The 26,295-nt window shown below is 67.3% G+C and carries 2 protein-coding genes; both read right to left on the reverse strand.

Features of this window, described 5'->3' with window-relative positions; genetic code table 11:
* Entirely contained in the window at nt 1-10,056 is a 10,056-nt protein-coding gene (locus NC7_RS02610) for a non-ribosomal peptide synthetase (RefSeq protein ID WP_067978241.1), read from the reverse strand.
* Nucleotides 10,053-26,294 (reverse strand): non-ribosomal peptide synthetase, encoded by a 16,242-nt coding sequence (locus NC7_RS02615; protein ID WP_067978242.1) that lies wholly within the window; start codon nt 26,292-26,294, stop codon nt 10,053-10,055. Before NC7_RS02615 ends, NC7_RS02610 begins: the two co-directional genes overlap by 4 nt.
* Nucleotide 26,295: the final 1 nt, after the last annotated feature.

Below are 26,295 nucleotides of genomic sequence, written 5' to 3' on the forward strand. Positions count from 1 at the left end.
TCATCGCGAATTTCGCGCGATGATCGCACCGATCATGGCCGATGGCTCTCGATCGACCATCGCCGCATGAACGGCAGGAATCTCGAACTCGTGGATACTTCCGGTGATCAGACCGCGCCACGCGTCGGTCAGGGTCGCACCGGGTTGGCCCCCGTCGGCAGGTCTCGATCGGAAGAGGATGGCGTCGCCGTCGAAGACGGTCGGCGTGTGCGCGGTCGCCAGGCGGGCGTTGTTGAGGAAGACCGCCTGCAACGCGGTACCCATGTGCTCGACAACCGATTCCGTATCGATGAAGTCCGTGTCGATCAGGTTCCCGACGACATCGCGGACCGCGCGCCGTGACTCCCGCAGCCCGTCCTCGGCGAGCCGCTCCCACACACCCGGCTCATCGACCACGAATTCGGGCAGCGTGTCGATGACTATGAGCATGTCAACGGTGAGGCCACGGTGCCGCATCGCCACCGCGAGCGCGTGCGCGACCACGCCACCGAACGAATAACCGAGGAGCACATACGGTCCCGTCGGTTGCACCCTCGTGATCTGGGTCAGGTAGTCGGCGACCATCTCCGCCATGGACTGCGCAGGCTGGGCGAGTCCGTCGATGCCACGGGCCTGCAACCCGTATATCGGATGCTCATCGAGGTGAGCGGCCAACGCCGAATAGCACCAGCTGCTGCCGCCGCCCGGATGGACGCACCAGATGGGCTGTCGTGTTCCGGTCGCCCGCAACGGCAGGACGACGTCGAACGGATCGGCGGTATCGTGGCGCTCATCGAGTCGGGCGACCAGCTTGGCGACCGTCGGCGCTTCGAATATCACTCTGATCGGCAGCTCGACCTCGAACTCCGCGCGAATTCTCGCGGTGAGACGCAAGGCGGACAGGGAATGCCCGCCGAGTTCGAAGAAGGAGTCGTCAGCGCCGATCCGATCGGTGTGCAGCACTTCGGCGAACAGTGCGGCCATCGCGCGTTCGCGAGCCCCCTCCGGTGCCCGATACTCCTGTGCCGCGGCGAGGACCGGAGCCGGCAGCGCCGCCCTTTCGAGTTTTCCGTTCGCCGTCATCGGAATGTGGTCGACGACCATCACCGCCCGAGGGACCATGAACTCCGGTAGGCGCGTGCGCGTGAATTCACGCACCGCGTCCGCCTCGACACCAGCGCCGACGACGTACGCGACGAGGTGCTCCCCGGCCGCGAACTCAGCCGTCGTGACCGCGACTCCGGTGACACCGGGGTGCGCGGCCACCGTCGCCGCCACCTCGCCCGGCTCCACCCGAAATCCTCTGATCTTGAGCTGTTCGTCGGTCCGCCCGACGAACTCGAGTTCGTGCGCCGAGGTGAGCCGAACCATGTCCCCGGTGCGGTACAAACGCTGACCGGCGGGCCCGAATGGGTCGGCCACGAACCGGGCCGCTGTCAAACCGGGCTGATCGCGATAGCCACGGGCGATTCCTGGTCCGCCGAGGTAGATCTCGCCCGCGACCCCGACCGGCGCCTGCTGCAGCCGATCATCGAGGACGTACGCGCGCACATTCGCGATCGGTCTCCCGACCGGCACGGACCGGCCGCCGACCAGCACACCGGCGTCCACCACATGGGCGGTCGCGTAGACGGTGGCCTCCGACGGGCCGTAGCCGTTCAGCATCCGCACCGCGGGCAGCGCCCCGCGCACCCGGTTGGCGGCCGTCGAGAAGAACGGCTCGCCGCCGAGCGCGAGCCATTCGAGCCCGGCGAGTGCCGCTGGCTCGATCGAGTCCAGTTGTTCGATCAGGACATCGAGCACACTCGGCGTGACGAAGATCGATGAAACACCCCACGTGTTCACCCAGTGAGTGAGGGCGGTGACGCTCAGCGTGAGCTCGGTCGCGAGCACGACGCCGCCACCGCCGAGCAGGGCGGGCCACAACTCGTAGACCGAAGCGTCGAATGCCACCGAAGAATGCGCGAGCATCCTGCCCGACCCGAGCGGATTGTCCTTGGCCACCAAGTCGACCAGGTTGCCGTGGGTCAGCGCGACGGCCTTCGGTCGGCCGGTCGAGCCGGATGTGTAGATCACATACGCGAGATTGTCCCGGCGCGGCTTGCGCGGCTCTGTCGCTCCCGCGCTGGGGGTGATCGGTTCATCGAGGGCGATGACCGGCACGGTGGATTCCGACAGCCCGGCGCGGGCAGTTGTCGTGGTGACCAGCACACTCGGTCGCGCATCGGCCAGGATGTCGGCGAGCCGTTCACTCGTGTGGGTGAGGTCGATCGACAGATAAGCGGCACCCGCACGTATCACGCCGACCAGGGCGACAACGAGCGTGAACGACCGCTCTGTCGCGACCGCGACGACATCATCGGGTCCGACGCCATGCGCGGCGAGTGCCCCGGCCAGTGCCGTCGCATCAGCGGCCAGCCGTCGGTAGGTGTAGGCGACGCCGTCACAGACCACCGCGACGGCGTCCGGCGTCGCGGCCACCCGCCGGTCGAACAACTCGACGACCGTCAATCCAGGCTCACTCGGGACTTCGGTGTCGTTCAAGCGCAGTAGCAGCGCCTTCTCCGCGTGGTCGATGAGATCGATCTCGGCGAGCCGCGCGGTCGGGTCGATGGCGATCAGCTCGAGCACTCGGGTGAATCGGGCGGCCATGCGCTCGACTGTTTCTCGGTCGAAGAGATCGGTTGCGTACTCGATCGAGCCGTCGAGACCGCCTCGGTGCTCGGTGAGGGTGAACGACAGGTCGAAACGCGCGGTGCCCGTGCTCGTGGGGAATGGTTCGATGCGAAGTTCCTGAATCGTCGCCTGCGCGAGATCAGGGTCGGGGAGAGGATCGTGCTGCAGGATCAGGGCGGTTTGAAAGAGCGGGTGGTGTGCGGTCGAACGGTCCGGGTTCAGTCGCTCCACCAGGCTCTCGAAGGGCAGATCCTGCTGGGCGTAGGCATTGATCGCCTTGTCGGCGACCCGGTCGAGCAGCTCGACGAACTCTGGATTGCCCGAGGTGTCGACCCGCAGCACCCAGGTGTTGGCGAAGTAGCCGACCAGGTCTGTCAGGGCTTCGTCGGTGCGCCCGGCAACGGGGGCACCGAGCACGATGTCGACACCCGCGCCCATCCGGGTCAGCAGCAACGACAAGGCCGCTTGCAGCACCATCGACACCGTCGCGGTGCGCGATCGCGCCAACTCCGCCAGGCGGTCACGGGTGTCCGGCGACACCGAGAACTCGACGGTGTCGCCGCGGAAGGAGGCCGCGGCTGGTCGGGGGCGATCGGTCGGTAGGGGCGAAACCTCGGGAATGCCCGCCAGCTCGGTCGCCCAATAGGCGGACTGTCGGCTGATCAACGATGTGGGATCGGCTGGGTCGCCCAGCAATTCACGCTGCCACAGGCTGTAGTCGATGTATTGCACCGGTAGTGGCGGCCATTCGGGAACCGCACCGCGACGGCGGGATTCGTAGGCGACGAGGAGGTCGCGGCCGAGCGGAACCAACGAGGCTCCGTCGCCCGCGATGTGATGCACGACGAGCACGACGACCCATTCGGTGTCCGAGCCGTTTCTGAGCAGCGCGGCCCGAATCGGGATCTCACCGGTGAGATCGAACCGGTGGTCGACCGTGTCGATCACCGCGTCAGCGGTGAGCTCGGTGATCAGTACCGGTACCTCGGCTCGGTCGACAACGCGTTGCGCGGCAACGCCGTCCACCTCGACGAACACTGTCCGTAGCGCTTCGTGCCTGGCGACGACGTCGTTGATCGCTGACCGGAGCGCGGGTAGCTCGACCGGTCCGATGAGGCGTACCGCCATCGGAATGTTGTAGGTCGCGGACGGCCCATGCAAGCGGAAGAGGAACCACAGCCGCTGCTGAGCGAACGACAACGGCACCGCGTCGGGTCGGTCGACGACGCGCAGCGGCGACCGTACGGGGACGCCTCGATCCAGGGCGGCGGCCAGGCGCGCGACGGTCGGTGCTTCGAAGATCACCCGGATCGGCAGTTCGACAGCGAGTTCGGTGCGCACGCGGGCGATCAACCGCATCGCGGCGAGCGAATGACCGCCGAGCTCGAAGAACGAGTCGTCGGCTCCGACCCGATCAACAGCGAGGACCTCGGCGAAAAGGGTGGCGATGCACTGTTCGACCGAGCCGGTCGGCTCCCGATAGCCGTGTCCGCTGGCGAAGGCCGGGATCGGCAAGCCGGCACGGTCCAACTTCCCGCTCGTGGTGAGCGGCAACCGGTCGAGGGTGACGATCGCCGCCGGAACCAGGAAGTCCGGCAACTGGGTGGCCAGGAATGCCTTGATCTCGCCGGTGTCGAGGCCGGACGACGATGGCACGACGTACCCGATGAGCTGCTTGGCCCCGCCTCCGGCGGGCTCTCGGGCGAGCACCGCTGCTCGTGCCACGTTCTCGTGTCGTAGCAAGGCCGCGACGACCTCGCCCGGTTCCACCCGGAATCCACGAATCTTCACCTGATCGTCGGACCTGCCGACGAATTCGAGATCCCCGGCGCGCGTCCACCGAACCAGGTCTCCCGATCGATACAGGCGGCCGCCGAGTTCGTCGAACGGGTCGGCGATGAATCGCGACGCGGTCGGACCGGGGCGACAGTGATAGCCGCGAGCCACACCCGCGCCGCCGATGTACAACTCACCGGTGACGCCGACCGGAACCGGCCGCAGCCAGCAGTCCAGCACGTAGACCCGTGCGTTCGGGATCGGCTTGCCGATCGGAATGGCTTCGCCCACAGTTGATTCTGCCCGGTAGGCGGTCGCGAACACGGTGGTCTCGGTCGGGCCGTACGCGTGCACGAAGCGGGTGTTCGGCCAGCGCCGCACCGCCCGCGCGAATACGTCGGCGCGCGCCTTCTCACCGCCGACCCACGCCTCTGTGACGTCGTCGAAGAAGTCGGAATCCAGCTCGACCAGCGTCTCGAACAGTTGTGTCGTGAGGAAGACATCGGTCGCGGTGTGACCGCTGGTCGGCTCGTCGACGACGACGAGCCTGCCGCCGTTGGCCAACGGCACCCAGATCTCATATATGGAGGCGTCGAAAGCCATCGATGATCGCACCAGGAAGTCGCGCTCCCCGTCCCACATCGGACTCCTCGCGAAGGCGTTCAGGCTCGCGTGGCGCACCGCGACACCCTTCGGTTCGCCCGTCGAGCCCGAGGTGTAGACGACGTAGGCGAGATTGTCCGCACGCGGACGCGCGCGCGTCGCGCCGGGGTGGGGCGCGTCGAGTACGGCGCCGAGGTCGATGACCGGAAGTTCGTCGGAGCAGGTGACGGTGGACTGGCAGGTGACGAGGACGACCGGCCCAGCGTCGGCCAGGATGAGATCGACGCGTTCGCTCGTATCCGCCGGATCGATCGGCAGATACGCCGCCCCGGCCTTGAGTACGCCGACCAAGGCGACGATGAGCTCGAAAGAACGTCGGATCGCGACGGCCACCAGGTCGTCGGGACCGACCCCGGCCGCGCTGAGTCGGTCCGCGAGTGCGTTCGCGTCCGAGTCCAACCGCCGATAGGTGTAGTCGACGTCAGCGCACACGACCGCGACCGCATCCGGGGACGCGGCGACCTGGCGTTCGAAGGCGTCGACGATCGTCATGCGCGGATCGATCGGGACCGCGGTGTCATTCCACGTGCGCAGGATCAGTTCTCGTTCGCCGTGATCGAGCAGCTCGATATCGCGAAGGCGGATCGTCGCGTCGGCGGCGACTTGTTCGATGGTGCGGACGAACCGGGCCGCGATCGCCTCGACGGTCACCCGATCGAACAGGTCGGTAGCGAACTCGACGGACCCGGCGAGGCCGTCGGGGACTTCGCCGATGTTGAACCAGAGGTCGAACCGGGCGACTCCCGTCGCGGCGGGCAACGGCTCGACGGTGAGCTCTGGAATCAGTGTCCGCGCCAGCTCGGTGTCGGGCAGTGGATTGTTCTGGAACGCCAAAGCCACCTGGAACACCGGGTGATGCGCCGCCGTTCGCGTCGGATTCAACCGTTCGACAAGGGTTTCGAACGGTAGGTCCTGATTCGCGTAGGCGGCGACGGCCTTTTCTCGCACCCGGTCGAGCAGTTCGAGGAAGCTCGGATCGCCGGTCGTGTCCACACGCAGCACCCAGGTGTTGACGAAGAATCCGACCAAGTCGGTCAACGCGTCGTCGGTGCGCCCGGCTGCTGGGGCGCCGAGCACGATGTCGGTGCCCGCGCCCATCCTGCTCAGCAGCATGGAGAGGGCGGCTTGCAGCACCATCGACACTGTCGACCGGCTCGACCGCGCCAGCTCGACCAATCGTTCGCGCACCGGCGCGGAGATGCCGAACTCGATGGCGTCCCCACGATGGGAGGCGACGGCGGGGCGCGGTCGATCGCTCGGCAGTTCCATCGCGTCCGGAATGCCTGCGAGTTCTGTTTCCCAGTACGCCGATTGGCGGCTGAGCAGCGACGTCGGATCAGCTGGGTCGCCTAGTAGTTCGCGCTGCCAGAGTGTGTAGTCCACGTATTGCCACGCGAGCGCGGGCCAACTCGGCGCGTTTCCGTGCCGACGAGCCGCGTACGCGACCAGGAGGTCACGGGCAAGCGGCGCCACCGAACCGCCGTCACCGGCGATGTGATGCATGACGAGCACCACGATCCACTGTTGCGCAGTGACCTCGAATATGCCCGCGCGCAATGGAATCTCGTGGCTCAGATCGAAGCTGTGCGTCGCGAGGGCGACAGCGGCCGACTCGCTGAAGTCGGTGACTGTGATCGGAATGTCGGCGTGGTCGAGCACTTGTTGCGCGCCGACCCCATCGACCTCGGGAAACAGCGTCCGTAATGCTTCGTGCCTGCCCACGACATCGCCGATCGCCGCTCGCACCGCCGCCACGTCCACCGGTCCGGTCAGCCGCACGGCGAACGGAATGTTGTAGGTCGGCGACGGCCCATTCACGCGGAACAGGAACCACATTCGCTGCTGCGCGAACGAGAGCGGCACCACCGTCGGCCGGTCGAAGACGCGCATCGGCGGCCGCACCCGAGCGCCACGGTCGAGCGCGGCCGCCAGGTCGGCGACCGTCGGTGCCTCGAACACCGTCGTGATCGGTAGCTCGATCCCGAGCACCGAGCGGACTCTGGCGATCAGTCGCATCGCCGAGAGCGAATGTCCGCCGAGGTCGAAGAACGAGTCGTCGGCGCCGACCCGGTCGACGCCGAGGACCTCGGCGAAGATCGCCGCGATCGCGCGCTCGGACTCATCGGACGGCTCCCGATACGCCCCCGAAGCCGCGATCACCGGCTCGGGCAGTGCGGTTCGGTCGACCTTGCCCGACGTGGTCAGCGGCAGTCGATCGAGGACGACGATGGTCGCGGGGACCATGAACTCGGGCAACCGCGCGGCGACGAACCGGCGAAGCTGGTTCGCGTCGAGCGCACCAGCCGGGTTGTTGGTGTACGCGGTCGGCGCCATCAGGCTGTCGCGCGCGCGGTAGACATCGGTGATCGGCTGCGCGTGGTTCGCGACGAAGACCGCGTCCATACAGCCAGCGGTGTGCGACCAGGTGACGAAGACGGTCATACCGAGCTCGGCGCCCAGCTCGCGCAGCCGGGTCGGGCTGAGGCCGTGGGCGTCCGGTGTGCTCGCCGTTCGTCCGACGCTGCCGATGGTGATCGCGTATCGCAGGTCGTCGATGAGGCCGTCTCGAGGAATATCGGTCACACGAACGGCTGTGGTCGCGGTACCGATGCGGTTCATCAGATCGGCCAGCCCGGCGTAGGCGAACGACGGCGCGTCGGCGACCGAGTGGGAACGGCGTTTGGTGAGCACGACGTCATACCGATATCGGCTCAGCTCGTTGTCGTACGAGCCGTGCTTCAATTCGATTCTGACCCCGGCGACATCGGCGATCGCGCCGCCGATGCCTGCGAAGAACTCCGGTGCTACCGTCAGTTCCCGCTCGGCGCCGAGCGCCCGCTCGACCACGTCACGCAATTTCGTGCCGTCGTATTCCGGATGCCGAGCCCGCGCGATGCCGGTGTGGAAGAGACGCTGAGTCGACGCATTGCGAATGTCACCGACGAATATCGCGCCGTCGTCGGTGAGCAGGCGCATCGCGCCCGCGATGACCTCGAGCAGATAGCGCGCGTTGGGAAAGTATTGCGCGACGGAGTTCAGCACGATCACATCGAAGTACCCGGGTGTGAACGCAGCCTGCTCGTGCGCGGCACCGGTCGTCAGGCGTACGTTCGCCACCCATGGCGCGTCCAGCTCGCTCAACGCGTCGGTCAGCGCGGTGATGGCCGAGTGCGAGATGTCGGTTCCGTGGTATTCCTCGACGTGAGGTGCTACCTCGGCCAGCACGAGCCCGGATCCGACCCCGATCTCCAGGATGCGTTTCGGCCGCAACCGCAGGATCGCCGCGACCGTCTCCGCCCGCCATTCGAGCATCTCGGCGATGGGGATGGGCGAACCGGTGTAACTGCTGTTCCAGCCGCTGAAGTCCGCCCCGAAGCTCGTCGAGGTCGAGGCATTCGCGTCGAAGGCGTTGCCCGGATCGGCGTAGAGGGTCTCATAGGCCGCTCGCCACTCGGCGACGATCTCGTCTTCGCGGTCGGCATCACGCTCGCTCGCCGATCCCCCCGCCACCACATAGGCGACCAGTCTGCTTCCCGTCGCCGTCTCCCATGAGGTGGCCACGGCCTGACCGACGCCTGGATGACGCAGCAGGGTTGACTCCACCTCACCGAGTTCGATGCGGAACCCGCGAATCTTGACCTGGCTGTCGGCGCGCTCCACGTACTCCAGATCGCCGGTCTTGCGCCAGCGCACCACGTCACCGGTTCGATACAGCCGCTCGCCCGCTGGTCCGAAGGGGTCGGCGACGAACCGCGACGCGGTCAATCCGGCGCGGCCGAGGTATCCGCGCGCCAGGCCGGGACCGCCGAGATACAGCTCACCGGCCGCTCCGACCGGCATGGGGCGCAGCCACTCATCGAGCACGTAGGCGCGCGTGTTCGCGATCGGCGAACCGATCGGCACGGTGCCTGCGGCGTCGACCTCGTCGGGCACCACGTATGCGGTACTGCAGACCGTGGCCTCTGTCGGCCCATACGCGTTGCTGACGCGCACGCCCGGCAACGCCGCTCTGACACGGTTGGCAGCCGAGCCGGTGAGGACATCACCGCCGACGGTCAGTCGCTCGAGGCCGACGAGCCCGCCGCGGTCGATCGAAGTCAACTGTTCGATGAGCACATCGAGCAGACCGGGTGTCACGAACACCGCCGAGACGGAACTCTCGGCGACCCATTTGGTCAGCTGGCCCGCGTCGAACGCCGCGTCGGTCGCCAGCACGACACCCCCGCCCCCGAGCAACGCGGGCCACAACTCGAAGACGGAGGCATCGAAGGCCAGTGATGAATGCACGAGCATGCGGTCGCCCGGTCCGACGGTGAGGTCCTGGTCGAGCAGATGCGTGAGGTTGCGGTGGGTGATCGCGACGCCCTTCGGACGGCCGGTCGAACCCGAGGTGTAGATGACATAGGCGAGGTTGTCCGGCCGCTGGCGACCGCCGCGCGCATGGTCGGCGATTTCGTCTCGGTGCGGTTCGACGCCCGCGTCGACGAGGATTGTCGGCCAGGATCCGATGCTCGGCACCACGGCACGGATCTCGCTCGTGGTCACCACGACGACCGGATCGGCGTCGGCGAGCACATAGTCGAGTCGCTCGCCTGCGTGCGCGAGGTCGAGCGGAAGATATGCCGCGCCCGCCTTGAGCACAGCCAGCAGGGCGACCACGAGCTGGTAGGAGCGGTCGACCGCGACGGCGACCACCCGGTCATGGCCCGCCCCTTCGGCGGCCAGAGCACGCGCCAGTCGGTTCGCCGAGGCATCGAGCTGGTGGTAGAGGTACTCCTCTCCGGCGTGGATCACGGCGACGGCGTTCGGGGTGGCCGCCACCCGACTTTCGAACAGGTCGACCACCGTCGGTTGCCGAGCCGTCGTTTCTCCCGCACCGCCGAGCAGGTCGGCAACACTCAGGCCGCCGCTACCGGATTCGATGAATTCGGCTGACAGCCAGTCTGATTCGTTGCGGCTCACGTGGTCACTTTCGCGATAGGACGGAACGGCCAGAGCCGGTCGAGGAAGGCGGGGATCTCTTCGGCGGCCGGCCAGGTGATGGCGAGCAGGTCGGGGAACGTCGTGCGCAGTTCCGCGACGACGCTCGCGTCGTGGTCGAGGTACACCAACTCGGGCAGGTCGACCCCGAATCGGTGAGCGAGCGACTCGAGGACGTCGGACAGCGGTTGCCCGTCGGTCTCGATCACGGTGAAATGACTCGCTACCGGCGGCGAGCTCACTGCGTCGGAGGCGGTGGCGAGTACGAGTCGCGTACCAGCCGAATGCCATTCGAGCAGGCGCGCGGTGACCTCGGCATTGCTGATGACGCTCGGCTCCACCACGATCAGCCTCGGTCGTACCGCGGTGATCGCGCGCAGCGTCCGCGCGGCGGTGAGGGCCATGGCAGCCTGGAACTCGAGGGAGAACGAGTCCCCGTCGAACTCGCTCGCTACCGCGTGCTGGCTCGTCCACGAAGTACGCCGCACGACCGCGACATTCGGTACACGCCGCGCCGCGTCGAGCAGATCGTCCTCCCAGCTGGTCAGGTCCTGGCGAGCGAGCTGGGTGGGGGCCACGCCGATGACGACGGGGATCTGCTCGGCGAGGACCGCGATCGCCCGCAGGTACGTCTGGGCGAGGGCCGCGAGATCGGTGGGACCGACCTGATCGGCAGCGCGGACCAGGATCAGCACGCAGGTGGCCGTGGCGCCGACGAGTCGCTTCGGATCATCGAGGAGCTCAGCCAGCCCCACGCCGTTGACCCGTTCCCCTTGCCCGAGCGCGCGTGTGAGCAGTTCCGGGATTCGCGCGGGTGCGAAGGTGGTCGCGACGACGATGCCGTCCATCGGTTCAGCTGCTCCACCGAGCCGCAACAGCAGGTCTCTCTCGGCGCGATCGATGATCTCCACCTCGGCCACTCGAATCACGTGATTCGCCGCGACTTGCTCCAGCACTCGCAGATACCCGGCAACGATGCGCTCGACGGTCTCCCGTTCGAACAGATCCGCCGCGTACTCGACCGACCCGGCGAAGCCGTCGGGAGCGTCGCTCGTGTGATCGACGTGATCGCCTATGTTGAACCAGAAATCGAACCTGGCGGCGCCGGTGGCGGTCGGGAACGATTCGACCGTCAGTTCCGGGACCAAGGTCCGTGCCAGCTCGGGGTCGGGCATCGGATTGTTCTGGAATACCAGTGCTACCTGGAACAGCGGGTGATGCGACGCCGACCGGGCGGGATTCAACCGTTCGACCAGGGTGTCGAACGGTAGGTCCTGGTGTGCGTACGCGTCGAGCGCCTTCGCCCTGACTCGGCCGAGGATCTCGACGAACTCGGGATTTCCCGAGGTGTCGACGCGCAGGACCCAGGTGTTGACGAAGAAGCCGACCAGCTCGGCCAGCGCCTCGTCGGTCCGACCGGCCACCGGGGAACCGATCACCACGTCGGTGCCTGCACCCAGGCGAGTGAGCAGCACCGAGAGACTCGCCTGCAACACCATGGAGACGGTCGCACCGTTCGCCATGGCCAGACCCTCCAGCCGTGCCCGTAGATCCGGGCGAATGGTGAAATTCACCTCGCCGCCCCGGTAGGAGGCGACCGCTGGGCGCGGCCGATCGGTGCGCAGCTTCGACACCTCGGGGATCCCGGCGAGTTCCCGCTTCCAGTAGGCGAATTGGCGTGCGATGACGGATTCGGCGTCATCGGGGTCGCCGAGGAGCTCACGTTGCCAGAGTGTGTAGTCGACGTACTGCACCGGAAGCGGCCCCCACTCGGGCACGGCACCGACCCGACGAGCCGCGTACGCGATCAGGATGTCACGGGCGAGCGGCACCAATGACGCGCCGTCACCGGCGATATGGTGCACGACGAGCACGACGACCCAGTGATCTGGTCCGGCCTCGGCCGCGCGGAATATCCCGGCGCGGATCGGAATCTCACGGGTCAGGTCGAAGGCGTGGCCGACCGTGTCGATGACCGCGTCGGCGGTGAGCTCACCGACCGCCACCGGCACGTCGGCCACGGGAGCGACCTGCTGGGTGCCGACGCCGTCGATCTCGACGAACCTCGTCCGCAGCGCCTCGTGCCTGGCAACGACGTCGTCGATCGCGGCGTGCAGCGCATCGACATCGACAGGACCGGTCAGCTTCACGCCCAACGGGATGTTGTAGGTCGGGGACGGGCCTTCGAGTCGGAAGAGGAACCACAACCGCTGCTGCGCGAACGACAGCGGCACGACAGCTGGTCGCTCGAAGACGCGCACCGCCGTCCGGACCGCTACACCGCGATCGAGCGCGGCTGCCAGACCCGCGACGGTCGGGGCATCGAAGACGGCTCTGATCGGCAGTTCCACACCGAGTTCGGTGCGGGTCCGTGCGATCAACCGCATCGCCGACAGTGAATGACCTCCCAGCGCGAAGAACGAGTCGTCGGCTCCGACGTGGCTGACCCCGAGGATCTCGGCGAAGAGCCCGGCCAGGGTGATCTCGACCGGGCCGGAAGGCGGTCGATACGCGGTCGAATCAGCGAAGACCGGCGCGGGCAAGGCAGCTCTGTCGACCTTGCCGCTACTGGTCAGTGGCAGCTCGGCGAGCTGCACGATGTGCGTCGGCACCATGAAGTCCGGCAGCCGTTCGGCGACGAACGCCCGCAACGGCGCGTGATCTGTGTGATCGGCGACCGCGTAGGCAACGAGTTGTTTGTCTCCGCTCGGTGATTCGACGCCGAGAACAACCGCCTGCCGCACGTCGTGATGGGCGAGCAAGGCCGCTTCGACTTCGCCTGGCTCGACCCGGAACCCACGAATCTTCACTTGATCATCGGAACGGCCGACGAACTCGAGCTCTCGCGTCGTCGACCAGCGCACGACATCGCCGGTTCGGTAGAGCCGCTCGCCCGGTGCGCCGAAGGGATCGGCGACGAACCGTGCTGCCGACAGCCCCGACCGGTCGCGATACCCACGCGCCAAACCCGGACCGCCGAGGTACAACTCGCCGACCGCACCGACCGGGACAGGGCGCAACCACCCATCCAATACATAGGCTCGGGTGTTCGCGGTCGGGCGACCGATCGGGACCCAGTCGCCGTCGAATCCAGCGTCGACGACGTACTCGGTGGCGTAGACCGTCGCCTCGGATGGTCCATACCAGTTGATGAGTTCGATCGAAGGCGCGACGCCGGCGAGTCGGCCGACGAGGCTGCCGTGCACCGCGTCGGCCCCCACCGCGATCCGCTCCACCCCGCGCAGGGCGTTGGGCGCGCCCGGATCCTCGAGCAGCGCCGCGAGCAACAGCGGAGTCGCGAAGAGCCGAGTGACGCCCGAGTCGTGGATCATCCGCAGCAGTTCCGTCAGGGAGCCGGTGCGGTGGCGATCCGCGATGACCAGCGTGCCGCCGCCGACCAAGGCGGGCCATATCTCAGCCACCGAAGCGTCGAACCCGACCGATGAGTGCACGAGCGCCCGGTCGCCCGGGCCGACCCGCCAGCGCTGCCGCGTGAGGTCCGCGAGGCCGCGGTGGGTGACCGCGACGCCCTTGGGGCGGCCGGTCGAACCCGATGTGTACACGACGTAGGCCATGGCGTCGAGCGGCGGTCGTCCGCGACCGACTCGTGAGACGGCGGCGGTGTCGAGCGTGTCGAGCCGGATCGGCGTCAAGCCGGTGATCGCAGGTAGGCCGGTTTGCGCCGTGCTGGTGGTGACGAGCGCGGCGGGTTTTGCATCGGTCAACACAGAGTGGAGTCGTTCGCCGGAATGCGCCGTGTCGATCGCCAGATACGATCCGCCCGCCTTCAGCACACCGACCACCGCGACGACGAACTCGAACGACCGGTCGATCCCGACAGCGACTACGTCGTCGGGTCCGATTCCCGCCGACACCAACGTCCCGGCAAGCGCATCCGCTCGCGTGTTCAACTGGCGATAGGTGTACGCGTCGCCGCCGGAGAGCACCGCGACCGCGTCCGGCGACCTGACCACTTGCTGTTCGAACAGGTCGACGACCGTCGTGGCACCGGCGGAGACCACCGCACGCTGCCCAGCCACCAGCTCGCGCTGGTCGGCCGACAGCACCGTCAGCTCCGACAACCGCATCGGAGGTCGCTCCGCGATCTGTTCCAGCACTCGCAACAACTGGTCGACGATGCCGCGGACGTGGGCGTCATCGAAGAGCGCCGACTGGTATCCGACCTCGAGGTAGAGGTCGCTATCGGTGAATCTGACGGTCAGGGCGAGGGGGTAGTGCGACGCGTCGGTGAGTTCGACGCCGACGACGGTGAGCCCGTCGAGGTTCTCCGCCTGTTCGCGCAGTCGGTCGAGATCGACCGGGTAGGACTCGAAGGCCAGGATCGTGTCCATCACCGCGCCTGCGCCGACCGCCCGCTGGATCTCGGCCAGGCCGACGAAATGGTGGTGATCCATCAGCTCGACCTGCCGTCGCTGCAGGTCGACGAGAGTAGCTGCGACGGTATCGGTCGGTGCGAGCCGGACGCGGACCGGCAGCGTGTTGATGAAGAGCCCGATGATCGACTCGACGTTCGGAAGGCTAGGCGGTCTGCCGGAGACCGTCGTCGCGAAGACGACATCCTCGCGGCCGGTAGCGGCCGCGAGCACGGTTGCCCAGGCCAGTTGCATGACCGTGTTCGGGGTGACACCGAGACCAGTCGCCACCGCCTTGATCGCCGCGGTGAGTTCTGCGCCCGCCATCAGCGAGAATTCGCGCGGCACGGCGTGCGCGGCACGGTGGGCCGGTGCGAGGAGCGTGGCTTCGGAAACCCCGGCCAACTCGGCTTGCCAAGCCGCCAGGGTCGCGGCGGCATCACCGCGTGCGATCCAGCGCGGATATTGGCCGAAGTCCGGGCGGGGGCCGAGTACCGTTCCGTCACCCCTGGTCACGTACAGGGTGAGCAACTCGCGCACCAGCAACGGCATGGACCAGCCGTCGACCAGGATGTGGTGGATGGTCACGATGCGGGAGAACTCCGCATCGCCGAATCGGACGAGAGTGAAGCGCAGATTCGCCGCGTCGGCGAGGTCGAACGGGGCGCATCGGTCAGCGTCGCGTAGCTCGGCGCGAACGCGCGCGAGCTCGTCCGGGGTGTGCCCGACCAATTCGACTGTACGCCAAGGCAGTTCGACCTCGGAGGGAATCACCTGGTAGGTGGAGCCGTCACCGGCGCTGCGGAATGCCGCGCGCAGGCTGGCTTGCCGCGCGAGCAGTGCGCCCGCCGCCACTCGCCATCGAGCCTCATCGGCGGCGCCGGTGAACGCGAGGTCGATCTGCGCTGTGTACACATCGAGACGCTGGTCGGCGAGCGCGGCGTGGAAGTACAGCCCGGATTGCAGTGGGGTGAGCGGCAGTACGTCGGCGAGCTCACCGAAAGTCGCTTCCCACGTGTCGATGTCGCGCTTCGTCGCCGTCGTCGGGTCGAAGTCGGACGGCGTCGCACGTCGGAAGGGCACTGTATCGAGATGCACGGCGATGGTGGTCACCGCTTCGACCCAGAGTTGCGCGAGGGCGGCGACATCACTCGTGGACAGGAGTTGGGATGGGAACGCGAAGTCGGCTGCCAGTTGGCCGTCGACGATGATCGCGCTCACCTCGACCGCCGAGAGCATCGGCATGTCGGGGTCGGGCCGAGAGGTCAGAAACGACAAGCTCGCATCCGGCGTCCAGTCGGCCTCCGGCGGCGTCGCCACGCTGCCGAGATAGTTGAGGCTGAGTTGTGGCCTGATATCCGCCAACTCGGTGCCGTTCGTCGGGTCGAGGTAGCGGAGGACCCCGAATCCGATGCCTCGGTCGGGGATCGCCCGAACCCGCTCCTTGACCAGCTGGATGACGTCCCCGATCGCTGCCTCAGTGGATCGGTCGAGGTCGGCGAGATCGATGCGGACCGGCGACATGGCGGTGAACCAGCCGACCGTTCGGGACAGGTCGGCGCCCGCGACGACGTCCTCGGTGCGGCCGTGCCGCTCGACATCGATCACCGTCGCGGTCGCGTCGCACCCGCGCTGGGCACGCCACTGCGCGAGCGCGAGCGCGATGCCCGCGATGACACCCTCTTCGACCGTCGCTCGGTACTTGGCAGGCAGGCCGGTGAGCAACGAATCGGTCAGCTCAGGAGCGACCGTCACCCGCACCGACTCGGTCGTCGACCTGGTATCGATCGCCGGATCGAAGGGCCGCGCACCGAGCAACGGATCAGCGTGACGGCCGAGCGCTTTCCACCTATCCAGCTCGAGCGAGCGCGCGCCCGAAGCACCGAGTTCGGTGAGGGCGTGCGACCACCGTCGCATCGACGTCCCGGTCGCAGGCAGTTCCGGGACCGCACCACGAGTGACGGCGGCCCACGCGGTCATCAGGTCGGCGATGATGATCCGCCAGGAGACCGCGTCGACCGCCAGATGATGGATCGCCAACACCAACCGGCCGGGGACGTCGCGTCCGCGATCCAGCCATACCGCGGCGACGACTGCGCCCGCGAGCGGGCGCAGGCGCGCCGCCGCGGTATCCAGTGCCGCCGCCGCGATGTCGGGTGTCGGATCGTCGGCGGCGATGGTCACCAACAGCTCATCGACATCGACCGACCCCGGTTCGGCAACTACCAGACGTTTGCCGCCTGCCGCGTCGACGACCAGCCGAGCGCGCAGCATGTCGTGATGGTCGAGCAACGTGGTCATCACCGTGACCAAGCCCGCGCGGTCGATGCCGACCGGCAGCGTCAAGACCATGCTCTGGTTGAAACGATCGAAGCCGTGGTCGCCGTCGAGAAGCCGCCGCGCGATGGGGAGCAGCGGTAGCTCCCCCAGCCCGCCGCCGGGCAGCTCGGCGAGGACGACCCTCGGCTCGGCGGCGTCGGCGCGCCTGGCCAGTTGCGCGGGCGTCCGGCATTCGAATACGTCACGCACCGAGAACTCCACACCGTGCGACTTGGCGCGCGAGACCAACTGGATCGCGATGATGCTGTCGCCACCGAGATCGAAGAAGGAATCGTCGACCCCGACCACCGCCACATCGAGGAGCTCGGCGAAGACCGATGCGATAGTGGACTCGGTCGGGGTGTTCGCTGGTCGGAACGCGGCGGTACTGGTGAAGACCGGGGTCGGCAACGCTTCCCGGTCGAGCTTGCCGTTGACCGTCGTCGGCAGTTCGTCGAGAACCATGATCGCCGACGGAACCATGAACTCCGGCAACCGTTCATCCGCGAACTCGCGAACTTCGCGCCCGTCGAGCGCGGTGTGCCGCCGATCCGGCACGACATAACCGAGCAGCTGCCGCGTACCGGCTGTCTCACGCGCGATCACCGCGGCACGCGCGACCCCGGGGTGGCCCAGCAGGACCGCCTCGATCTCGCCAGGCTCGACCCGGAAGCCGCGCACCTTCACCTGCGCGTCGGCGCGGCCCAGGTACTCGAGCGCGCCGTCGCCGGTCCACCGCACCATGTCGCCGGTTCGATATACGCGCTGTCCTGCCCGCCCGAACGGGTGCGCGACGAATCTCGCCGCGGTCAGCCCCGCGCGGTGCCGATAGCCGCGCGTCACTCCGGCGCCGCCGAGGTACAGCTCGCCCGGCACCCCGACAGGTACCGGCCGCAACGATCCGTCGAGCACGAACACCTCGACATTGGGCAGCGGCGTACCGATCGGACTGCGACTCGATACCCGATGCTCGGGCGCGAGTAGCAGCGCGGTGGCGTGAACGGTGTTCTCCGTGATCCCGTACATGTTCACGAACACCGGGTCGCGTGGGTCGGCGTCGCCGAGCCTGCTCGGGTCGAGCGCTTCGCCGCCGAAGACCACGAGCCGCAGTGCCGAACGTGGATCGTGGTGTACGCCGGTCTCGGCGAGCGTGTACCAGGCCGTCGGGGTTTGACTCAGTACCGTCACACCGCGCTCGACGAGCAAGGCGGCCAACGATTCAGGTGAGCGCACTGTCGTCGAGGGCGCGATCACGACCGAGCCGCCGGTCGACAGCGCGCCCCACACTTCCCACACGGAGAAGTCGAACGCGGGGGAGTGAACCATGGCCCAGACGTCGGCTGCGTCCAGCGTGAGCTGTCGCCCGATGTCGGCGAGGAGATTGACCACGTTGCGGTGGGTGACGGCGACGCCCTTCGGCCGTCCGGTCGAGCCCGAGGTGTAGATGACGTAGGCGATGTGGTCCGGGCGGGGCTCGCGGCGACGCACCGCAGTGCGCTCGACGGATTCGGTGGTGTCGAGGTCGATGACGGGCAGGTCCTCGGGTATCGGGAGAACCGCGCCCGCGCTGACCAGCGCGCTCGGTCGCGCGTCGGCCAGGGTGTAGGCGAGGCGCTCGCTCGCGTGCGCGGGATCGATCGGCAAGTACGCGCCACCGGCCGTGAGGACCCCGACCATGGCGGCGACGAGGTCGAAAGATCGCTCCACAGCCACCGCGACGATGTCGTCGGGTTCGACTCCGATCGAGATGAGCGCGGCAGCGATGGCATCGGCCCTGGCGGACAACTGGCCGTAGGTGTATTCGACTCCGTCGAACACGACGGCGGTCGCCTCCGGCGACATCGCGACCCGTCGCTCGAACAGATCGTTCACGGTGACCATCGGATCGACCGGCGCCGCTGTCGTGTGCCAGTGCCGCAGAATCAGATCTCGTTCGGCGTGATCCATGATCGCGACATCGGTCAACCGCATGCCAGGATCCGTCGCGATCTGCTCGAGCAGTCGGACATAACGGGCGACCAGGCTTTCGACCGATGTGCGATCGAACAGGTCGGTCGCGAACTCGACCGAACCGCTGAGGTCGTCGCCGACGGTGAACCACAGGTCGTAGCGAGCCGCCGCGCTGGTGGCGGGGAACTGCTCGACGATGAGCTCCGGAACGAGTGCCCGCGCCATGCTCGGATCCGGGAGCGGATTGTTCTGGAACGCGAGCGCCACCTGGAAGAGTGGGTGATACGCGGTCGAACGAGCCGGGCTCAGCTGCTCGACCAGGCTTTCGAAGGGCAGATCCTGATGCGTATAGGCGTCGAGCGCCTTGGCCCTGACGCGAGCGAGCAACTCGGTGAACGTCGGATTGCCGCCGGTGTCGACTCGCAGCACCCAGGTGTTGACGAAGAAGCCGACGAGGTCGGTCATCGCGTCGTCGGTGCGGCCCGAGACAGGCGCGCCGAGCACGATGTCGGTTCCCGCACCGAGCCTGGTCAAGAGAGCAGCCAAGGCGGCCTGCAGGACCATCGAGACCGTCGCGCCACCGGCGCGCGCCAGCTCGGTTATCCGCGCTCGCGGCTCAGGCGCGACCGTGAAGTCGACCGTCGCACCGCGATAGGAGGCGATCGTCGGGCGCGGCCGATCGGTCGGCAGCTCGATGACTTCGGGAATACCGGCCAGCTCGGTGCGCCAGTAATCCATCTGCCGCGCCATCAACGAGGCTGGATCCTGCTGATCGCCGAGCGAATCACGTTGCCACAGTGTGTAATCGACGTACTGGACCGGAAGCGCTTCCCAGCTCGGCTCGCTGCCCCGACGTCGAGAGCTGTATGCCAACAACAGATCTCGTGCGAGCGGAGCCACTGAGGCGCCGTCACACGCGATGTGGTGCATGACGAGCAGAACTACCGAGTGATCGGCGTCGACGGCGAAAATGCCAGCGCGAATGGGGATCTCGTTCGCGAGATCGAATGCGTGCCGCGCCAAGTCACCGGCCGCTTCAACGCTGAACTCGCCGACCTCGACCGGCACACCCGCGGACTCGAGTACGCGTTGTGCGCCGACCCCGTCGACCTCGACGAAGATCGTTCGCAGCGCCTCGTGCCTGGCCACGACATCGTTGATCGCACAGCGCAACGCCGCGACGTCGACCGGTCCACTCAGCCGCACGCCGAGTGGAACGTTGTAGGTCGGTGCCGGACCCTGCAGTCGGAACAGGAACCAGAGCCGTCGCTGCGCGTACGACAACGGCACAACCGCCGGTCGTTCGCGAACAGTGAGCGGGGCGCGCACCCGCGTTCCGCGATCCAGCGTCGCGGCCAGGCCGGAAACCGTCGGTGCGTCGAAGATCATCCTGACCGTCAGCTCGACGCGGAGTTCGGTGCGCACACGAGCGATCAAGCGCATGGCGGACAGGGAGTGGCCGCCGAGGTCGAAGAACGAGTCGGCCGCGCCGACCCGCTCGACCCCGAGTACTTCGGAGAAGATCGTCGCGATGGTCGTCTCGACGGGCCCGGTCGGCTCCAGATATTGCTCGACATCGATGAACACCGGTTCGGGCAGCGCGGCCGCGTCCGGCTTCCCGTTCACGGTCAGCGGCAGCCGGTCGAGCACGACGATCGCCGTCGGCACCATGTACTCCGGCACACGCGTGGCCAGGAATCGGCGCACCTCGGCCGGATCGACATCGGCGTTCGCCACGACGTAGCCGACCAGTCGGCTACCCCCGGTCGACTCCTTGGCGACCACAAGTGCCCGTGTGATGTCGGGATGCCGAGTCAGTGCCGCGACGACCTCGCCTGGCTCGACGCGGAATCCACGGATCTTCACCTGATCGTCGGATCGGCCGACGAACTCGAGCAGCCCGGCAGACGTCCACCGCGCCAGGTCGCCGGTCCGGTAGAGCCGACCGCCGGTGGCACCGAACGGATCGGCGACGAAACGGGCTGCGGTCAAACCCGGTTCACGCTGATAGCCGCGCGCCACTCCAGTGCCGCCGATGTACAACTCACCGGCAACGCCTGCAGGCACCGGGCACAGCCAGTGATCGAGCACGTAGACACAGGTATTCGTGATCGGGGCGCCGATCGGCACAGTGGTCAGCGCGGATTCGACAACGTATCGGGTGGCGTAGACCGCGACTTCGGTCGGCCCGTACCAGATCTCGGCACGCACACCGGGTGCGATGCTTGCCAGGTCGCGTACCAGATCCGCCGTAACCACGTCGGCGCCGACCGCCATGCGCGATACGCGCGCCAACGCGGCGCTCGCGTCAGGATGCTCGAGCAACGCCGCGAGCAGCAGCGGGGTGATCAGCAGCCGATCGACCCCGCTCGTGCTGATCAACGCGAGTAGCCTGCCCGGATCGGTGCTTTCCGCTCGGCTCGCGATGACCAAGCTGCCCCCACCGACAAGCGCTGGCCAAATCTCGGCGACGGACGCGTCGAACCCGACTGACGAGTGCACGAGCGCGCGTTCGCCGCGCCCGACCCGCCACCGCTGCCCGACGAGGCCGGCCAGATTGCGATGGGTGAGTGCTACGCCCTTGGGCTGTCCGGTGGAGCCCGAGGTGTAGACGGTGTAAGCGAGGTCGTCCAAGCGCGCCGCCGAGGGAAGTCGGCCCGGCGAGTCCGTCGCGATGGTGTCGAGATCGATGACCGGAAGTCCGCCCACGCCAGGAAGGTCGCGGATGCCGCCGTGTACGACCAGAGCAACTGGCGTGGCCTGAGCGAGGATCCGGGCTACTCGTTCGCTTGCGTGTGCGAGGTCGATCGGCAGATAGACGCCCCCGGCCTTGAGCACCCCGACGGCGGCGACCACCAGCTCGAACGAACGCTCGATGGCGACCGCCACCACTCCATCCGGCCCGACGCCGGTCGCTACCAGTGTCCGGGCGAGTGCGTCGGCCTCGGCATGCAACCGGCGGTATGAGTACTCTTTCCCCGCGCACATGACCGCGACCGCGTCCGGCGTGGCGGCGACCACGTGGTCGAAGAGATCGACGACGGTCAGTTGGGGTTCGAGATGAGCCTCCGCCGCGTTCCATGCGAGCAGAATCTGGTTCCGCTCGTCCTCGGCGAGGATCTCCAGCTCTGCCAACCGCACTGTGGGATCGGCGACGACTTGTTCGACGACCCGGACGAACGCTGCCGTCATCCGCTCGACGGTCGGCCGGTCGAACAGATCGGTCGCGAATTCGACCGATCCGGTGAATTCCGCATCACCGGCGACGGGCTCGCCGATGGTGAAAGACAGGTCGAAGCGGGCGGTGCCGGTGGTCACCGGGAACCGCGCGACCGTCAGTTCACGTACCAGAGCACGCGCGAGCGTAGGGTCGGGCAGCGGATTGTTCTGGAAAGCCAGCGCCACCTGGAACAGCGGGTGATACGAGCCCGATCGCATCGGATTCAACTGCTCGACCAAGGTCTCGAATGGCAGATCCTGCCGGGTGTACGCCTCGATGGCCTTGTCGCGCACGCGTTCGAGCAGTGCGTCGAACCCGGGGTTGCCGCTGGTGTCGACACGCAACACCCAGGTATTGGCGAAGTAGCCGACGAGTTCGGCGACGGCTTCGTCGGTACGCCCCGCGATCGGCGCCCCGAGCACGATGTCGGTTCCCGCTCCCAAGCGGGTGAGCAGCATCGCCAGGGCCGTCTGCAGGACCATCGAGGCGGTGGCGCTGCTCGCCCGTGCGAGCTCGTCGATGCGTGCGCGCGTTGCGGGTGAGATAGCGAAATCGACGACGTCGCCTCGGTGTGACGCGATCGGCGGGCGCGGCCGGTCAGTCGGTAGCGCGATCACGGGGGGCACCCCCGCCAGCTCGTCCTCCCAGTAGGCGAACTGCTCGGCCGCGAGCGAGTCGGGATCGCCGAGGTCGCCGAGGAGATCGCGTTGCCACAGCGTGTAGTCGGCGTACTGCACCACCGGTTCAGCCCAGTCCGGCATGCCGCCACGACATCTGGCCGCATAGGCGACCAGGATGTCGCGCGCCAGCGGCGCCATCGATGCGCCGTCAGCGGCTATGTGATGGACAACGAGCACCACCACCCACTGTTCGTCCGACGCCGAGAGGTCGCGCAGAACACCGGCGCGAATCGGGATCTCGCGGGTGAGGTCGAAGGCATGGCGGGCGAGCTCGTCGACCGCGTCCGCACTGAACTCGCCGATGCGCACCGGGACCTCGGCGTCGTCGACGATCTGTTGTGTGGCGAGCCCGTCCACCTCGCCGAACATCGTTCGCAACGCCTCGTGTCGGATCGCGACATCGGTGACCGCCGCGCGCAGCGCCTCGACATCGACCGGACCGATGAGCCGAACCGCCATCGGGATGTTGTAGATCGCGGATGGCCCGAGCAACCGGAACAGGAACCACAGGCGCTGTTGAGCGAACGACAACGGCAAGATCGCCGGTCGCTCGTACCGGCACAGCGCGGGCCTGGCCTTTCCCGCGCGTCCCACCGCCGCGGCGATGCCAGCGACCGTTGGGGACTCGAAGACCGCGCGTATCGCCAGTTCGGCATCGAGTTCGGACCTGACAAGGGCGATCAACCGCATGGCGGACAGCGAGTGGCCGCCCAGGTCGAAGAACGAGTCGTCGGCGCCGACCCGTTCGACGCCGAGGACCTCGGCGAAGATCGCGGACACGGCGAGTTCGACCCGACCCGACGGTTCCCGATAGGCCCCGACGCCGGTGAACACGGGTTCGGGCAGCGCGGCGCGATCCAACTTCCCGCTCGCGGTCAGCGGCAGGCGGTCGATCACGACGATCGCCGCGGGAACCATGTAGCCAGGCAAGCGTGCGGCGACGAACGCTCGAATCTGGTGTGCATCCGCACCGCCGCCGGTCGGCACGACGTAACCGATGAGCTGCTTTCCGTGTCCCCCCGTCGATTCGCCGACGACAACCACCGCGCGGCCGACGCCGGGGTGCGCGGCCAACGCCGATTCGACCTCACCCGGCTCGACGCGGAAGCCGCGTACCTTCACCTGGTCATCGGCTCTGCCGACGAACTCCAATTCGCCGCCTGACGTCCAACGGACGATATCGCCGGTCCGGTAGAGCCGCGCTCCGCTCGCTCCCCGTGGATCGGCGATGAAGCGGCCGGCCGTCAATCCCGGGCGATTGCGGTACCCGCGCGAAACGCCGGTGCCGCCGATGTACAGCTCACCGGCGACGCCGATCGGGACCGGCCGCAGCCAAGTATCGAGGACGTAAACCGTCACATTGTCGATCGGGCCACCGATCGTGAACGCGGCGCCGTCGAACTCGGCGCCGGGGTGCAGCATCGCCGATGTCGCGTAGATCGTCGCCTCGGACGGCCCGTACCAGTTGACGATGCGAACGCCTCGGATCGCCTCGCGAGCCTGTTCGATCATGCGTCGGGGGATCGCCTCCCCGCCGAACACCAAGGTCTCGGCCTCGGCGAGCACCCGAGGAACCGGCTCCTGGGTGAGCAATTCGCCGATAGCCGACGGCGCGGCGCAGATCACCTGGCAGCTGTCCGCCAGGGGTTCGGTAACGGCGAGCAGATCGCGGACGACGACGAGGGTCGCGCCCGCGCACAGCGGGGCGAGTAGTTCCCACACTGAGACGTCGAACGAGACGGAGGTGCTGAACAGCACTCGATCACCCGGTACGAGCAGCCGCTCGGTGGCGACGAGGTTGGCGATGCCGCGATGATGGACGGCGACGGCTTTCGGGCGGCCGGTCGAGCCCGAGGTGTAGATGAGGTAGGCGAGATTGTCCGGTCGCAGCGCGCCTCTGCGATCCCCGTCGGTGATGTTCGCGTCAGCTTGTTCCTCTGCGTGCGTCACGACTGGGTCGATGACGGGGACGTCGTCGATGTCGGGCAGCGTCGCCAGCGCCGTCGGCGTCGCGATGAACGCGGCAGGGGCTGTGTCGGACAGGATGTAGGCGAGTCGTTCGCCCGAATGGGTGAGGTCGATCGCGAGGTAGGCTCCACCGGCCTTCAGCACCGCGAACACCGCGACCACCATGTCGATGGATCGCTCGACCGCGATGGCGACCAGCTCATCGGGACCGACACCGACGTCGATCAAACTGCGCGCCAAGACGTTGGCGGCCGAATTCAGCTCCTCGTAGGACTTCTGGCCGCCGTCCCCGACCACCGCGATCGCCTTCGGTGTCTGCGCGACCTGGAGTTCGAACAGGTCGACAACGGTGCGGCCCCGGTCGATCCCGGTGGTTGTCTCGTTCCAGGATCGCAGTATTCGTTGTTCTTCGACGGGGTCGACGATCCCGACATCCATCAGTCGCATATCCGGTTCGGCGATGACCTGATCGATCACGCTGAGGACAGTGTCCAAGTATGCGGCGAGATCCGATTCCGAGTACTCGCGACTATCGGCGCCGAATTCGATACGACCACCTGCGGCCTGATCGGGGTCATAGACCACGGAGATCGAGAGGTCGGCAGTGGGATTCATGATATGTCGGAATTCGACATGACCGCCGGGGAACTCCTCGACGCCGAGGAACGGGATGATATTCACCATCGGGCCGAAGCTGCCCTGCATCCCTTTCTCGACGGCCAGACTGCGGATGCTCGTCACGTCGAACTTTCCGTGCCGCATGGCGGCGGAAACCTGCGCGACGATCTCGGATCCGAAGGACTTGAATTCGTCGTCCGGCTCGGGCGACAGCCTGACCGGAACGGCGTTCGCGAGTAGACATGGTGTCGATCGGCAGCGGCCGACGCGATTGGCCACTGCCAACTGCACCAGGAACTCATCGGTATCGGACAAGCCGTGCAGTCCGATGACGAGCGACGATATCAGCAGTACCGGGAGTGAGACGCCGAGTCCATCGGCCGCTCGGCCGAGGTTTTGGATGGTCTCGGCCGAGATATCACTGCCCGCGGCGATGATGCGTGTCGGACCCGGAGTCGGCGTGCCCTGGATTCGTAGTCCCTCGACACTCGGATCAAGGAAGTCACTCCAGAAACGTCGGTCCTTCTCGAAACGTGGGGATTGTCGATACCGATCGCTTTCCGCGAGTATCACGTCGAGATCGACGAATTTCGTCGGCGGGAGTTCGGTGCCGTCGACACGGCTCCTGTAGTGCTCGAGCACGCGATACGCCGACATCAGGCAACCCGCCGCATCGGACACGATGTGATGAAACACCAGTAGTAGCAGGATCCGCTGCTCGGAGTACTTGATCAACTCGACGCGTGCGAGCGCATCACGCTCCAAGTCGAACGGCACCGCCGATATCTCGGTCATGAGCTGCGTGACATAGGTTTCGCGGTCCGGCCGTTCGCTGATATCGGTGAACCCCGGCCGCCAATCGCTCACTTCGCGCCTGAACTGGTACACGTGATCGTCGGCGACCGTGAAATTGACGATTCCGGCGCGCAGCTCCGGCCCCATCGCGGCCATGCAATCGGCGAGGACATCCAGGTCGATATCGCCGTAGAAGTCCATGTAGGCGGCAACATTGAAGGGGATTTCCGGGTCGAGTTTTTGGGCGAGCCAAACGCCGTACTGCTGCGGTGTGAGCGGAAATTCCTGTTCGACCATG

Source organism: Nocardia caishijiensis NBRC 108228 (genome assembly GCF_001612825.1).
GTDB lineage: Bacteria > Actinomycetota > Actinomycetes > Mycobacteriales > Mycobacteriaceae > Nocardia > Nocardia caishijiensis.